Below are 13,745 nucleotides of genomic sequence, written 5' to 3'. Positions count from 1 at the left end.
TTATGTTAATGATTCCCGCAATTGATTTGAAAGACGGCCAGTGCGTGCGCCTTCGCCAAGGTGAAATGGGCGACGCCACCGTTTATGGCAGCGATCCGGTAGAAATGGCTGCGCGCTGGGTAGAGCAAGGCGCTCGCCGCCTGCATTTGGTTGACCTGAATGGCGCGTTTGACGGCAAGCCTGTAAATGGCGACGCGGTGATGGCGATCGCCAAGGCCTACCCTGATCTGCCAATACAAATTGGCGGAGGCATCCGCTCGCTCGATACCATTGAGCAGTACCTGAACGCCGGTGTGAACTACGTGATTATTGGCACTAAGGCGGTGAAAGAGCCCGCCTTCGTTACCGAGGCCTGCAAAGCCTTCCCCGATGCGGTAATTGTTGGTCTGGATGCGAAAAATGGCCTGGTGGCCACCGACGGCTGGGCGGAAGTGTCTGATATTCAAGCCACCGAGCTGGCCAAGCGCTACGAGCAAGATGGTGTGTCGTCCATCGTTTACACCGATATTGCCCGCGACGGCATGATGCAGGGCGTGAATATCGATGCCACGGTTGCCATGGCCCAGGCCTCGGGCCTGAAAGTTATTGCCTCTGGCGGGGTGACGAATATGGATGATATTCGCGCGCTGAAGGCCGTGGCCGATGCCGGGATTCTCGGTGCGATTACCGGTCGCGCGATTTATGAAGGCGAGCTGGATCTGGCAGAAGCGCAGCGCTACTGCGACGGCGAATAAGCCCCTTAACAACAAGGTAAGCACAGCAATGGCTCTGGCAAAACGCATTATTCCCTGTTTGGACGTTGATAAAGGCCGTGTGGTAAAAGGCGTGAACTTTGTCGGTATTCGCGACGCGGGCGACCCGGTTGAAGTCGCCAAGCGCTACAACGAACAGGGCGCCGACGAAATCACCTTTCTCGACATCACGGCCACCCACGAGGGGCGTGAGACGACCGTGCACACGGTTGAGCAGATTGCTGCCGAGGTGTTTATTCCCCTCACCGTGGGCGGCGGTATTCGCGAGATCAAAGACATTCGCACCATGCTAAATGCGGGGGCGGATAAGGTGGCGATCAACTCTGCGGCTATTCATAACCCCGACTTTGTGCGTGACGCCGCCGAGCGTTTTGGCTCGCAGTGTATTGTGGTGGCGATCGATGCCAAGCGTGTCGAAGATGAGGCCGATGGCAGCCCGCGCTGGGAGATATTTACCCACGGTGGCCGCAAGCCTACCGGCATCAATGCGGTGGAGTGGGCGGCAAAAATGGTTGAGCTGGGCGCCGGTGAAATTTTGCTGACCAGTATGGACGGCGATGGCACCAAGGCCGGTTACGACCTGGCGCTCACCAGCGCAGTGGCCGACGCGGTTTCGGTGCCTGTTATTGCCTCGGGTGGTGTCGGTACACTGGACCACCTGGTCGAAGGCGTAACCGCCGGTAAAGCCGACGCAGTGTTGGCGGCCAGTATCTTCCACTTTGGCGAGCACACGGTACCCGAAGCCAAGGCTTATATGGCCGACAAAGGTGTTGAGGTTCGGCTGTAAGGCATTGCCAATGCCCCGGGCCTTTGTTTCACGGTCTTGCCGAGTGCAATGAGCGCCGTTTAGCCAAAGGAAACCGTGTCGAAATGCGGGTTCTGTACGCCCGCTTTCATGCTCGCCAGTTTATCCAGTACCACCAAGCATTCGGCGCCATCTACATGGATGGCGATACACTCCTCGCCCTGCGCATCGCGCCTGGTGTCTACCGCCACACCGTCAAGCACCTCCCCAGTTCGCATGGTTAAGCGCACGGGGTAGCGAAAGGTGCAGGCAATTTCTATGTAATCGTGCAGCTCGCAGCGAATCATTGTTCTATGCATCCGAGGTTCTAAGCATCCGAGAAGGAAAGTTGCAGCATAGCGCACCCATGCGGGTAAATGCGCCTGAGCTGGGAGAGTGCTGCCGTTAGTTTGCGCCCCCCGGCGCTTTGGCCACTTCTCAACTTCGGGTATTGCGCTATTATCTGCGGCAATGTGCGCGCCATCCGGCGGGTGCGAGCTTTGAGGAATCCAACATGCTGCGGGCGATACTCACTATTTCTACAGTGCTGCTGGCCGCCTGTGCTAATCAGCCTTTGATCCACAACTATCAGGGTGACGTGCAGATACGTAGCCTGACGGTAGACTTTGAGTCGCTCAGCGCATTGACGGAGCCGGAGGGCAAGGACCAGCGCCGTATCAACTCTTGGCAGCGCGTTTTTCAAGCCGTGGAGCGCGCTCTCGACCCGGCCGCCAGTGCTCAGCTGGATGCGCAGTTGCGCCGCTTCGAGCGCCTGATTGTTGACGGCGTACGCGAGGTGTCAGGTGTGCCCGTGGTGCAGGCCGGGGAGTCGGAAATGGTAATGGTGTACGGTGATCACAATGAGCTGTCGGCCATTCGCTTTGAGTACCCCGTGGATGCCGGCAGGGCCTATATGAATCTGCGTGGCTATTTGTCCTATCCCTACAGCGATATTACCCGTGCCGGCATCGGGATTGTGGAAGGGCTGGTGGTGAGAGTGTCGCCGAAGCTGTCGCTGGAAGTCGAGGGAGTGAATGGTCAGGGAGCGCGCTTCTGGCACACTTCTGTTAACTATACTGCGCTGCGTGAGTACATCGTGAGTGAGCGCTATGTATTAGGGGTGTCGGTGGATGGTGTCAGTGATGGCGATATTTTTCTGCTGCCTCTCGGCCAGGGCGTGATTAAAGCCCTGGCCGAGTCCCTGCGCGTTGAAGGGGAAAGCGCTTATTGAGCGTTTGGCGCCTCCAGTTTTTGCTTGGCCAAACGCTGACTATTGGCCGACATAATATGCAGGCCTTTTAGCAGGTTGAGTGCCTCGTAAAGCTGGTTATCGGTGGCAGCAAGTTCGTTGGCCGCGCTGTCGACAATGCGGTTGCTGCCGTTGTTTTCTTTTCCGCTCTCGTTGCCCAGGTGCCCAGCCAGGTCAGCTTCGGTAACCGTTTTTTCTGCGCCCAGTGATTCAATGCGAGCACGCTCGACAATAATGTCCGGCACGATGCCCTGCGCTTGTATCGAGCGGCCGCTGGGGGTGTAGTAGCGGGCGGTCGTCAGTTTTATGGCGCTGTCCTCAGCCAGTGGCAGCACGGTTTGGACCGAGCCTTTACCGAAGCTTTGGGTGCCCAGAATAATGGCCCGGCGGTGGTCTTGCAGTGCACCGGCTACAATTTCTGAGGCGGAGGCCGAGCCGCCGTTTATCAGCACCACAAGAGGGGTGTCGTCGGCATTATTGGTGTCGCTGGCCATGTAGCGACTAAAGGCGTTGGGTAGGCGTCCCTCGGTGTAGACAATAAGACCCTCGTTTAAAAAGGTGTCGACCACTTGTACGGAAGCCTGAAGCAGGCCGCCGGGGTTGTTGCGAAGGTCCAGTACCACTCCGCGCAAGCCGCTGCGGTTGGCTTTAAGTTTTGCCAACTCGCTGCGCAGGTCTTCGCCGGTGCGGCTTTGGAACTGCGAAATGCGCAGATAACCGTAGCCGGGCTGGAGCATGCGGCCGCGCACACTGGCGACGGTGATGATGTCGCGCTTCAGTTCCAATTCTATCGGCGCTTTCACTCCCTCGCGCAAAATAGTGAGGGTGATGGGGCTGCCTTTGGGGCCGCGCATTAGTTCGATGGCCTCTTGCAGGCTGAGGCCTTTGATGGGCTGTTGGTCGATCTGGATAATCAGATCGCCGGGCTGAATACCTGCCCGTTGCGCCGGCGTGTTATCGATGGGGCTGACAACTTTGACAAAGCCATTTTCCATACCCACTTCGATTCCCAAACCGCCGAACTCGCCGGTGGTGTGAGTTTGAAGGTTGTCGAAGGAATCGGAGTCCAGGTAGTCGGAGTGTGGGTCAAGGCCGCTGAGCATGCCGCGAATGGCGTTTTCCAATAGTGTTTCGTCGTCCACCTCTTCGACATAGCTGCGGCGAATTTGGTTGAAAACGTCGGCAAAATTTCGCAGCGCCTGAAGGGGCAGATCGCCTTGCGCGCTGTGTGGCGAGGCGGGCGCCTCGGCCAGACAAAAAGGAGAGAGCAGAGCAAGGTTGAGCACGGCGGCTCGACTAAAATGACGCAGCATTATCAGCTTCCCGATACAACATGCGGCGGGGCGTCCTGCGCCCGCCGACAGAAACAAAGCACCCATTGTAGCCAGCTTTGTCGGGATTTGTCGCTATCTCTAAATGCAGGGGGCCGCGTTCAGCGGCACCAGCGGGCGGGGTCGGTAGGGCGGCCTTTGTGGCGAATTTCAAAATACAGTCCGCTGCGCCGCTGACCGCCACTGTTGCCCAGTGTGGCAATCGCCTCGCCACCGCGCACCCAGTCGCCTTCCTGACGGAGCAGACTCTGGTTGTGAGCGTAAAGGCTCATATAGTCATTGCCGTGGTCGACAATAATAAGCAGGCCGGCCCCACGCAGCCAGTCGGCGTAGACAACACGGCCATTGTGGATAGTGCGCACCGGGCTGCCCTCTTCACCGGCAATTTGCACTCCCTGCCACCGCACCGCGCTGCCTTGGCGCGGCGCACCGTAGCGGTTCAGCCGCTTACCGGCAACAGGCCAGGGCATGGCACCGCGCATTTGCTTGAAGGGCCGGTAGCTCGACGGAATGGCAATGTCGGTAATTTCGCGCTCAATAGCCGAGAGGATGCTCTCCAGGCTCTTGCGTTGCTTGTCCAGTGAGCCAATGCTGCTCTGTTGCTGTTTCAGCTCGCGGTCGAGTTTCGCGACACTGCGCTGGCGGCGTTGCTGCTGAACCTCCAGTTGCTGGCGCTGCTGGGCCAGCTGGCGTTCTGTGGCGCTAAGCGCCTCGGTTTGTGCGCTGATTTCGGGGATCAGTGCATTGAGGGCAGTGAGTGTTTCGCGGTAGCTGTCGAGCTGTTGGCTGCGGGCGGCATTAAAATAGTCGTAGTAGGTGATCAGCCGGCTGAGTGACTGAGGGTCTTCCTGATTAAGCAGCATCTTGACCTGCCGCTCTTGCCCCAAGGTGTATGCACTGCGAATTTGCTCTGCAATCAGTGCTTTTTGCTGACTTTGGCGCTGGCGCAGGGTTTGTTGTTCGTCTTGAAGGGCAGTCAATTTGCTCTGGCGGCGGTCGCGTTCTGCGCGGGTGCTGTGCAGTTTGGCCGCGATTTTGCCGATCTCGACCTCGACCTCGCGAAGCTCCCGCGCGGCACGACTGCGTTCTTTCTGGGTACTGCCAAGCTGTTTTTTCAGCGAATGAAGCTGCTGGCTGAGGTCTTTCAGCTGTTGGCGGGTCGCGGCTTCGTCCTCGGCAAGGCTGACGCTGGCCAGAAGGCCAGCGAACAGTAGGACGATGAACGGCATACCTAGATGTGCCAGTTTGCTGCTAATTCGCAATTCCTCAGTGGCTGATCAGGTTCTTGCCGGTCATTTCTTCCGGCTGAGCAATGCCCAGCAACGCGACCATCGTCGGTGCGATATCAGCGAGGCGCCCACCTTCAGCTGTCAGGGTTGCGGTGTCGTCGCCCACATATACCAGTGGCACTAACTCGGTGGTGTGTTGAGTGTGTGGTTGTTCGGCGTCGTAGTCGAGCATTTGCTCACAGTTGCCGTGGTCAGCGGTAATCAGGCAGTGGCCGCCGACCTCACGAACGGCATCGGTCACCTGTTTAATGCAGTCGTCCAGCGCTTCCACGGCTTTTACGGCGGCATCGAAAACACCGGTATGGCCCACCATATCGCCGTTGGCATAGTTGCAGATAATCGCATCGTAGCTGCCGCTGCGTATGGCCGCGACCAGCTCTTCGGTCACTTCCGGGGCGCTCATCTCCGGCTTTAAGTCGTAGGTGGCCACATCGGGGGAGTTGATCAGCTTGCGCTCTTCACCCTGATAGAGTGCTTCGCGGCCGCCACTGAAGAAAAACGTAACGTGGGCATATTTTTCAGTTTCGGCGATACGCAGCTGTGTCTTGCCGTGTTTCTCTAGCAGTTCGCCGAGGCTGTTTTGAATGTTCTCCGGCGGGTAGGCCACGGGCGCGTCGATGCTGTCGGCGTATTCGGTGGTCATGACAAAGCCGGCAAGCTCAGGGCGAACACGGCGCTCAAAGCCATCGAAATCGCTTTCCACAAACGCGCGAGTAATTTCGCGCGCGCGGTCGGCGCGGAAGTTCATAAAGATGACGGTATCGCCATCGGCAATGGCGGCGCTGTCCTGGCCCTCGGCTTGAATAACGCTGGCGGCGACAAATTCATCGTTTTCGTCGCGAGCGTAGGCGGCGCTCAGGGCGTCTTGGCTAGTGTTATAGCGGTGCTCGGCCTCTGCTTCGGTCAGCAGGCGATAGGCTTTTTCAACGCGGTCCCAGCGGTTGTCGCGATCCATGGCGTAGTAGCGGCCGATCATTGACGCCAGTCGGCCACAGCCGAGTTCGGCAAATTTGGCGTCGACTTTTTCAAGCGAGGCCTGGGCGCTGCGTGGCGGTGTGTCGCGGCCGTCGAGAAAGGCGTGTACATACACTTTTTTGGCGCCGCGCTGAGCGGCCATATCGATCATTGCCAGCACATGGTTTTCGTGGCTGTGGACGCCGCCCGGGGAGAGCAGCCCGAAAATGTGCACGGCTTTATCAGCGGCGACTGCTTTGTCGATATTGGCCTTGTAAACGTCATTGTCGAAGAAGCTGCCATCGGCAATTTCTTTATCAATGCGGGTAATGTTTTGGTAGATGATGCGGCCTGCACCCAGGCTCATGTGGCCGACCTCTGAATTGCCCATTTGGCCGTCTGGCAAACCCACATCCAGCCCGGAGCCGGAGATCAGGGTGTGCGGCTGGTTTTTCCACAGTGCGTCCCAATTGGGCGTATTGGCGTGGTAAATGGCGTTGTCCTGCGGTGCTTCCCGGTAGCCGAAGCCATCTAGAATAATCAGAACGACGGGTTGTTTTACCTGTGGGTCAGCCATGTGTAGAAAATCCATTCTTAAGTCGTTGAGGTCTCATCGCCGCTCGCGTGTAGCGCGGTGAAAACGAAATAAGGCATTGTAACTTTTCCTTTGGGAGGCGGCCACGCTTGGCGTGGTGAGAATTCCCGTTTAGCGGTGTATACTCTGGCCTTTTCGCGCGCCGGCCTACGGCTTTTTTGACGATGTTCACACGAGTGATTCGAGAGAATTCATGGAAAAACTGATTTTATTTATCGCTGAACAGTGGCTGCTGGTAGCGGCGTTGCTGTCGTGCCTTATGCTGTTGAGCTTTCACGAGTCACGCCGAGCAGGTCGCGCGTTGACGCCACAGCAGGTGGTGAACCTCGTCAATCAAGAGAAGGCCTTGATGATCGACCTGCGCGACAAGGCAGAGTACAACAAGGGCCACATCTTAGATGCGGTGCACCTGCCCTTTGCCAAGTTGGACAAGGAAATTGACCGCGTCGCGGGTGATAAGGAGCAGCCGTTGGTGTTGATCTGCAAATTGGGTCAGCACTCCAGTGCGGCAGGTAAAAAGCTGGCGGCGCTGGGCTACAGCAATGTGCATCGCTTGAAAGGTGGTGTTAGCGAATGGCAGGCACTGCAGATGCCGCTAGTGAAAGGCTAAGGGCTTATGGCGAAGGTCACTATTTATACCACTCGCTTTTGCCCTTTCTGTGTGCGTGCCAAGCACTTGCTTGAGCACAAACAGGTTGCCTACGACGAAGTGCCGGTAGACGGTCGCAGCGACTTGCGCCAAGAATTGTTGTCCCGTACGGGGCAGCGCACAGTGCCGCAGATATGGGTGGGTGAAACCCATGTTGGCGGTTGTGACGAGCTGTTTGCGCTGGAGCGTGGCGGCAAGCTGGATCGCCTGTTGGCAGCCAGTTAAATATCGAAAAATTTACCTATCAGGAGTCGAGACCCGACAATGGCTGAACAAGATAACGCCCAAGCACAAGACAATACGCCCAAGTTCGCATTGCAGCGCATTTACATAAAAGATGCTTCCTTTGAGTCGCCGTCTAGCCCTGTGGTGTTCACCAAAAGCTGGAAGCCAAAAATGCACGTGGATCTCAACACGCGCAGCCAGCCCGTGGGTGAAAACAGCTATGAAGTGACGCTGACGGTGACAGTGACTGCCAAGCTGGAAGAAGACGAGACCGCGTTTTTGGTTGAAGTGCAGCAGGCCGGCCTGTTTGTCGCAGAGGGCATTGAAGGTGAGGCACTGCGCCAGCTGCTGGGTATTGCCTGTCCGAATATGCTGTTCCCCTATGTGCGTGAGTCTGTTGACGCACTGGCAGTAAAAGGCGGTTTCCCGGCGCTGGCACTGCAGCCGGTGAATTTTGAGGCGCTTTACCGCCAGGCCAAAGCGCAGGCGGATGAAAAAGCTGCCGCGGAAGAGACCACTCACTAAACTCTCTGCATATCAGCTGCGCTCCCTGCGCGGCGAGGCCGGGATGTCTGTCTCGGCCTGTTTCATTCCTGCTGCTGTGGTGAATGCGCCATGTTCCATATTGCTTTGCACGAACCCAAGATCGCGCCGAATACCGGCAATATCATTCGCTTGGTGGCGAACAACGGCTGCCATCTGCATTTGATCGAGCCCATGGGCTTTGACTTGGAAGAGAAAAAACTGCGGCGTGCGGGATTGGATTATAGCGACATGGCGCGGGTTAGCCGCCACGCCGACTATGCCGCGTTTTGCGAGGCGGTGGCGGGGCAGCGCATTTTTGCGCTGACGACCAAGGGGCAGCGCAACTATGCCGAGGTGGCATTCCAGCCCGGCGATGTGTTGCTGTTCGGCTCTGAAACAGCGGGCTTGCCCGCTGAGGTTCGCGATGAACTCGGTCCGGATCACTGCCTGCGGGTGCCTATGATGGAGGGCGCGCGCAGCCTAAATCTGTCAAATACGGTGGCTCTGGTCAGCTATGAAGCATGGCGCCAGCAGGGGTTTGCCGGCGCGCTTCGGTAGCGGTATTGCGCTAGTCAGGGCTACTCGTCTTCATCGCCACCCATATCCAGTTCTTTGATTTTACGAGTGAGGGTGTTGCGCCCCCAGCCGAGTAAGTTGGCGGCATCGCGACGTCTGCCGTGGGTGTGTTTGAGCGCCGTTTCGATCATGATCCGCTCAAACTCCGGTACCGCGCGATCCAGCAGTTTATCTCTGCCCAGTAGTAATTCTTGGTCGGCCCAGCGGCGTAAATTCTCCTGCCAGTTTGCGGCGGGCGCCGCTTCGCTGTCGCTGTGCTCCAGTAGTTCGGGGGGCAGGTCATTGAGGTGAATCTCCCGTCCAGATGCCATCACCGTTAGCCAGCGGCAGGTATTCTCCAATTGCCGAACGTTGCCGGGCCAATCCAGTTGGCTGAGGTATTCCTCGGTGTCGGGCAGCAGGCGCTTGGGCTCCACATTGAGTTCATTGCCGGCAATGGTAAAGAAGTGCTGCATCAGCTTGGGAATGTCTTCCCGGCGCTCGGCAAGTTTGGGGAGGTGGATGCGGATAACGTTTAGGCGATGAAATAAATCCTCGCGGAAGCTGTTGTCTTGCACCAGCTTTTCAAGGTTTTGGTGGGTGGCTGCGATAATGCGAACATCGACTTTCACCGGGGTATGCCCCCCCACGCGATAGAACTCACTGTCGGCGAGTACCCGCAACAGGCGGGTTTGGGTTTCAGCGGGCATATCGCCTATTTCGTCCAGAAAAAGCGTACCGCCATCGGCCTGCTCAAAGCGTCCGCGACGCTGGGCAGTGGCACCGGTGAAGGCGCCTTTTTCGTGGCCAAAGAGTTCCGACTCCATCAGGTCCTTGGGGATCGCCGCCATATTCAGCGCGATAAAGGGTTTGCTGGCCCTCGGGCTGTGGCGGTGGAGGGCCTGGGCGACAAGCTCTTTACCGGTACCGGATTCGCCGTTAATCAGTACCGTGATATTGGACTGGGACAGGCGGCCAATGGCGCGAAACACCTCCTGCATCGCGGGTGCTTCGCCGATAATTTCGGTGCTCTCCAGCGGCACTTCCTCGGGCAGTACCGGGCGGTTTTTATTGGCGTGTTGCAGGGCGCGCTGGGTTGTTGCCAATACCTCGTCGACGTCGAAGGGTTTGGGCAGATATTCAAAGGCGCCACCTTGATAGGAGGCAACGGCGCTATCCAAATCTGAATGGGCGGTGGTAATAATCACCGGCAATCCGGGGTGGATATCGCTGATGCGCGACAGCAGTTTCAGGCCGTCGATACCCGGCATGCGGATGTCGCTGATCACCGCGTCGGGCACTCCCGATTCCAGCTGAGCAAGCAGGGCATCGCCATTTTCGAAGCTGCGGGTTTCAATGCCGGCCTGGTTGAGGGCTTTTTCGAGTACCCAGCGAATCGATTTGTCGTCGTCGGCAATCCATACGGTGTTGCTATAGCTCATCGGTTTTGCTCCACGGGTATAAACAGCGAAAACTCCGTGCGACCGGGTTCACTGTGGCATTCAATAAGGCCTTGGTGATGGTTGAGAATGGACTGTGAGATCGACAGTCCAAGCCCAGAGCCGTCGGCGCGGCCGCTGATCATTGGCAGGAATATCGACGGTGCCAGGTCTTCAGGTATGCCCGGGCCGTTATCGATAATGTCCACGCGGCACACCAGTCGGTGGCGGTGAGAGCCAATGGTAAATTGGCGCAGTGTTCTACTGCGCAGGGTAATTTGTGCGCCGCCTTCAGGAGGGGATTGCTTCAGTGCCTGAAGGGCGTTGCGGACGATGTTGAGTACCGCCTGAATTAATTGCTCGCGATCGCCAATGATGTCCGGGATGCTCGGGTCGTAATCGCGGATGATGCTTAGCTCCTCGCCCCCCTCAACTTCCACTAGCTGGCGCACGCGCTCCAGCACCTCATGGATATTGGTGGGCAGCTGGTTGGGCATCTTATTGGGCCCCAGCATATTGTCGACCAGGTTTCGCAGGCGGTCGGCCTCTTCGATAATGATGTTGGTGTAATCGTGCAGGCGCGGGTCGTCGAGCTCGCGTGCCAGCAGCTGCGCTGCACCGCGCAAGCCGCCGAGCGGGTTTTTTACTTCGTGGGCAATGCCGCGCAGCAGCGCTTTGCTGTTTTGCTGGGAAGATAGCAGGCCTTCTTCACGACTGATGCGAAGCAGTCGATCGAGCGGCTGCAGCTCGATGATAAGAGACGTTCGCGGGTGTTCCACGATGGGGGTTACCGCGTAGTCCACCGTGATTTCGTCGCCGGAGCGCAGGGTTAACACGGTTTCCCGTTTGGTGAACGCCTCGCGGTTGTTGATGGCGTCCAACAGTTTCACAACGGTGTCTTCGTCTTCGTGAAAAAGGTGGGTGATGGCCTCGCCGTGGATGCGCTGGTCAGACACCGCCAGCAGTGACTCTGCCGCCGGGTTGATATAACTCACGGTAAGGTTGGGCTCGACCAGTAGGATTGCCGTTTTCAGGTTGTCGAGAATGTGGTGGTGCAAATTCGCTGGGGGCATGGGTTCGCCACTGTCTTCATTATGGTTCATTGCAAAGCAATAATTAGGCCAGTGCCCCGGAATGGGGGCGTTGTTATTGAGTAAGCGCCAATTGGGCGTTGTATATGGCGTGGCGCGGTGGTGCGTCGCTGGGGCTGGCCCCGCGATGGCGCGCAAAGCCGCCGCTATTGTTTTAGTGTGCACCAAAATGGTGCTTGGTGTATAGCTTGGCTGGAGGGTCAGTTGTTTGGCCAGTGGGCCACAACTGAAACGGTGTCTCGGCTCAGCTTTTCGCCGTTTGGGCCGAGCACTTCTGCGCTGATTTGGTGCCGGCCGCGGTTCAGGCGCTCAATGCGTGCAGACGTGGCGCTTCCCCGGCTCAGGGTTTTGCCATTGACGGCGATGCGCAGGCTTTCGTCGCCGCGCAGAGGGCGCTCCAGCTTTACATTAACGGTGGTGGGAATGCGGCCGTTGGGGAATACCTGGCCGTCGCGCGGCTGGATGATTTGTACCTTGATTGAGGCCGGTACGGGGGTGGCATGGCGGTCTAGCCTGGCCGGGGGTGGCGGCGACACAGCTGGCGTGGTGTTTACCGGAGGAAGGTCGACCGGGCTGCCGCCGTCGCGGGGAGAGTCGCTGTAAACGGTGCGGCCCTGTTCGTCGGTATGACGATAGATTTCTGCATGCAGTGGGCTGCAGAGCACGCTCGCTACGCAAATAAGGCTCAGCAGACGATACATAAAAAGCCCTCGCTATCACTTTTCTGTAGTGTGCGACGAGTTGATAGGCGCGGCAAGGTTTAAAAAATGACAGGCAAAAAAAAGCCCGCCGAAGCGGGCTTTTCGTACAAGGCGTATTAAACGCTGTAGTACATGTCGAACTCAACAGGGTGAGTTGTCATGTTCAGGCGCTCGATTTCCTCAGACTTCAGCTCGATGTAAGCATCGATCATGTCGTCGTCGAATACGCCGCCAGCGGTCAAGAAGGCGCGGTCTGCATCCAGTGCTTGCAGCGCTTGCTCCAGGCTAGACGCAACAGTCGGGATTTCAGCCGCTTCTTCTGCAGGCAGGTCGTACAGATCTTTGTCTGCCGCATCGCCAGGGTGGATCTTGTTCTGGATACCGTCAAGGCCAGCCATCAGCAGGGCCGCGAATGCCAGGTAGGGGTTCGCAGAGGGATCTGGGAAGCGAACTTCTACGCGGCGTGCTTTCGGGTTAGTGATGAATGGAATACGGATAGACGCTGAGCGGTTACGTGCTGAGTAAGCCAGCATAACAGGTGCTTCAAAGCCGGGAACTAGGCGCTTGTACGAGTTAGTAGAAGCGTTGGCAAAGGCGTTGATCGCGCGAGCGTGCTTGATGATACCGCCAATGTAGTACAGTGCTGTTTCAGACAGGCCGCCGTAAGCGTCGCCAGTAAACAGGTTTTGGCCGTCTTTGCTCAGTGACATGTGCACGTGCATACCGCTACCGTTGTCGCCGACAACAGGCTTGGGCATGAAAGTAGCGGTCTTGCCGTAGGCGTGAGCGACGTTGTGTACGCAGTACTTAAGGATCTGTACTTCGTCAGCTTTCTTCACGGCAGAGTTAGGGCCAACACCGATTTCACACTGGCCGGCAGTACCCACTTCGTGGTGGTGTACTTCAATTTCCAGGCCCATGTCTTCCATGGCGTTACACATTGCGCCACGCAGATCGTGCAGGCTGTCGACGGGTGGTACGGGGAAGTAACCGCCTTTAACGCCAGGGCGGTGACCGGTGTTGCCTTCTTCGAAGCTGTTGCCAGAAACCCAGGCGGCTTCGTCAGAAGAAATCGCGTAGCTCGCGCCTTCCATTGCCACTTTCCACTTCACGTCGTCAAACACGAAGAACTCGGGCTCGGGGCCAAACAGGGCGCTGTCGGCGATGCCGGCAGAGCGCATGTAGTCTTCGGCGCGCTGAGCGATAGAACGTGGGTCACGGTTGTAGCCCTGCATAGTAGAAGGCTCAACGATGCCACAGCGAATGATGACAGTAGGCTCGTCGGTGAAGGGGTCGAGAACAGAGGCCTCGTCGTCTGGCATGAGAATCATGTCTGACTCGTTAATGCCTTTCCAGCCGGAGATTGATGAGCCGTCGAACATTTTGCCTTCTTCAAAGAAGCCTGCGTCGATTTCGCTCACCGGCATGGTGACGTGCTGTTCTTTACCTTTAGTGTCGGTGAAGCGCAGGTCCGCCCACTTCACGTCGTTATCGGCGATTAACTTCAGAGTGTTCTCTGACATTCTTAACATCCTCCAACATAGAGTCTTGTAGTCGATTCGGCAGGGCCGAAAGCAGTGGCGATTATAGGTTCATTGCAAGGCGC

The 13,745-nt window shown here is 57.5% G+C and carries 15 protein-coding genes; 7 read left to right on the top strand and 8 right to left on the bottom strand.

Annotation, left to right across the window (positions count from 1 at the left end; translation table 11 throughout):
* The first annotated feature begins 2 nt into the window (after positions 1-2).
* Positions 3-734: a 1-(5-phosphoribosyl)-5-[(5-phosphoribosylamino)methylideneamino]imidazole-4-carboxamide isomerase gene (hisA, locus tag H573_RS0103665; RefSeq protein WP_027873084.1), complete on the top strand. Its 732-nt coding sequence runs from the start codon at positions 3-5 to the stop codon at positions 732-734.
* Between the two features lie 28 nt (positions 735-762).
* Entirely contained in the window at positions 763-1,539 is a 777-nt protein-coding gene (hisF, locus tag H573_RS0103660) for an imidazole glycerol phosphate synthase subunit HisF (RefSeq protein WP_027873083.1), read from the top strand.
* 59 nt (positions 1,540-1,598) lie between these two features.
* Here hisF and H573_RS0103655 read toward each other — a convergent pair whose 3' ends face one another.
* Positions 1,599-1,856 (bottom strand): Rho-binding antiterminator, encoded by a 258-nt coding sequence (locus H573_RS0103655; RefSeq protein WP_205618892.1) that lies wholly within the window; start codon positions 1,854-1,856, stop codon positions 1,599-1,601.
* Between the two features lie 194 nt (positions 1,857-2,050).
* On the opposite strand from H573_RS0103655, the gene H573_RS0103650 reads away from it, so the two are divergent.
* A complete protein-coding gene (locus H573_RS0103650; protein ID WP_027873081.1) occupies positions 2,051-2,767 on the top strand; it encodes a hypothetical protein in 717 nt (238 codons plus the stop codon).
* On the opposite strand, the gene H573_RS16885 is transcribed toward H573_RS0103650, so the two are convergent.
* The 3 genes from H573_RS16885 to gpmM all read right to left on the bottom strand — a co-directional run bounded on the left by H573_RS16885 (position 2,761) and on the right by gpmM (position 6,936).
* Positions 2,761-4,098 (bottom strand): S41 family peptidase, encoded by a 1,338-nt coding sequence (locus H573_RS16885; RefSeq protein WP_036255723.1) that lies wholly within the window; start codon positions 4,096-4,098, stop codon positions 2,761-2,763. The two genes, H573_RS0103650 and H573_RS16885, sit on opposite strands and share 7 nt — an antisense overlap.
* Positions 4,099-4,217: 119 nt before the next feature.
* Complete coding sequence (locus H573_RS0103640; protein WP_036255721.1) at positions 4,218-5,345, bottom strand: murein hydrolase activator EnvC family protein; 1,128 nt, start codon at positions 5,343-5,345, stop codon at positions 4,218-4,220.
* Positions 5,346-5,382: 37 nt separating this feature from the next.
* The gene (gene gpmM, locus H573_RS0103635) at positions 5,383-6,936 is read right to left on the bottom strand and encodes a 2,3-bisphosphoglycerate-independent phosphoglycerate mutase (protein WP_027873079.1); all 1,554 of its coding nucleotides are present in this window, start codon (positions 6,934-6,936) and stop codon (positions 5,383-5,385) included.
* Between the two features lie 211 nt (positions 6,937-7,147).
* Between gpmM and H573_RS0103630 the strand changes: the two genes are divergently transcribed.
* The 4 genes from H573_RS0103630 (at position 7,148) to H573_RS0103615 (ending at position 8,911) form a co-directional block, all read left to right on the top strand.
* The gene (locus tag H573_RS0103630; RefSeq protein ID WP_027873078.1) at positions 7,148-7,564 is read left to right on the top strand and encodes a rhodanese-like domain-containing protein; all 417 of its coding nucleotides are present in this window, start codon (positions 7,148-7,150) and stop codon (positions 7,562-7,564) included.
* 6 nt (positions 7,565-7,570) lie between these two features.
* Positions 7,571-7,828 (top strand): glutaredoxin 3, encoded by a 258-nt coding sequence (grxC, locus tag H573_RS0103625; protein ID WP_027873077.1) that lies wholly within the window; start codon positions 7,571-7,573, stop codon positions 7,826-7,828.
* Positions 7,829-7,867: 39 nt separating this feature from the next.
* Positions 7,868-8,353 carry a protein-export chaperone SecB gene (secB, locus tag H573_RS0103620; RefSeq protein WP_027873076.1) on the top strand — a complete coding sequence of 162 codons (486 nt, stop codon included), beginning with the start codon at positions 7,868-7,870 and terminating at the stop codon, positions 8,351-8,353.
* 90 nt (positions 8,354-8,443) lie between these two features.
* Entirely contained in the window at positions 8,444-8,911 is a 468-nt protein-coding gene (locus H573_RS0103615; protein ID WP_027873075.1) for a tRNA (cytidine(34)-2'-O)-methyltransferase, read from the top strand.
* Positions 8,912-8,931: 20 nt separating this feature from the next.
* Here H573_RS0103615 and ntrC read toward each other — a convergent pair whose 3' ends face one another.
* From ntrC to glnA, 4 genes are all read right to left on the bottom strand, one after another.
* Positions 8,932-10,350, bottom strand: coding sequence for a nitrogen regulation protein NR(I) (gene ntrC, locus H573_RS0103610; RefSeq protein WP_027873074.1), 1,419 nt, complete (start codon positions 10,348-10,350; stop codon positions 8,932-8,934).
* On the bottom strand, positions 10,347-11,420 hold the full coding sequence (gene glnL, locus H573_RS0103605; protein WP_027873073.1) for a nitrogen regulation protein NR(II): 1,074 nt from the start codon (positions 11,418-11,420) through the stop codon (positions 10,347-10,349). Before glnL ends, ntrC begins: the two co-directional genes overlap by 4 nt.
* A gap of 218 nt (positions 11,421-11,638) precedes the next feature.
* Entirely contained in the window at positions 11,639-12,139 is a 501-nt protein-coding gene (locus H573_RS0103595; RefSeq protein ID WP_027873072.1) for a DUF4124 domain-containing protein, read from the bottom strand.
* Positions 12,140-12,255: 116 nt separating this feature from the next.
* Entirely contained in the window at positions 12,256-13,662 is a 1,407-nt protein-coding gene (gene glnA / locus H573_RS0103590) for a glutamate--ammonia ligase (protein ID WP_027873071.1), read from the bottom strand.
* Positions 13,663-13,745 lie beyond the last annotated feature (83 nt).

It is taken from the genome of Neomelitea salexigens DSM 19753, assembly GCF_000422345.1.
Lineage (GTDB): Bacteria > Pseudomonadota > Gammaproteobacteria > Pseudomonadales > Spongiibacteraceae > Spongiibacter > Spongiibacter marinus_A.
This window is presented reverse-complemented; position numbering and strand designations above follow the sequence as displayed.

Coding starts and splice junctions, on each gene's coding strand:
- H573_RS16885 (WP_036255723.1), bottom strand. CDS start 4,098: ATGCTGCGTCATTTTAGTCGAGCCGCCGTGCTCAACCTTGCTCTGCTC.
- H573_RS0103640 (WP_036255721.1), bottom strand. CDS start 5,345: ATGCCGTTCATCGTCCTACTGTTCGCTGGCCTTCTGGCCAGCGTCAGC.
- H573_RS0103615 (WP_027873075.1), top strand. CDS start 8,444: ATGTTCCATATTGCTTTGCACGAACCCAAGATCGCGCCGAATACCGGC.
- grxC (WP_027873077.1), top strand. CDS start 7,571: ATGGCGAAGGTCACTATTTATACCACTCGCTTTTGCCCTTTCTGTGTG.
- gpmM (WP_027873079.1), bottom strand. CDS start 6,936: ATGGCTGACCCACAGGTAAAACAACCCGTCGTTCTGATTATTCTAGAT.
- ntrC (WP_027873074.1), bottom strand. CDS start 10,350: ATGAGCTATAGCAACACCGTATGGATTGCCGACGACGACAAATCGATT.
- H573_RS0103650 (WP_027873081.1), top strand. CDS start 2,051: ATGCTGCGGGCGATACTCACTATTTCTACAGTGCTGCTGGCCGCCTGT.
- hisA (WP_027873084.1), top strand. CDS start 3: ATGTTAATGATTCCCGCAATTGATTTGAAAGACGGCCAGTGCGTGCGC.
- H573_RS0103595 (WP_027873072.1), bottom strand. CDS start 12,139: ATGTATCGTCTGCTGAGCCTTATTTGCGTAGCGAGCGTGCTCTGCAGC.
- glnL (WP_027873073.1), bottom strand. CDS start 11,420: ATGCCCCCAGCGAATTTGCACCACCACATTCTCGACAACCTGAAAACG.
- H573_RS0103630 (WP_027873078.1), top strand. CDS start 7,148: ATGGAAAAACTGATTTTATTTATCGCTGAACAGTGGCTGCTGGTAGCG.
- H573_RS0103655 (WP_205618892.1), bottom strand. CDS start 1,856: ATGCATAGAACAATGATTCGCTGCGAGCTGCACGATTACATAGAAATT.
- hisF (WP_027873083.1), top strand. CDS start 763: ATGGCTCTGGCAAAACGCATTATTCCCTGTTTGGACGTTGATAAAGGC.
- secB (WP_027873076.1), top strand. CDS start 7,868: ATGGCTGAACAAGATAACGCCCAAGCACAAGACAATACGCCCAAGTTC.
- glnA (WP_027873071.1), bottom strand. CDS start 13,662: ATGTCAGAGAACACTCTGAAGTTAATCGCCGATAACGACGTGAAGTGG.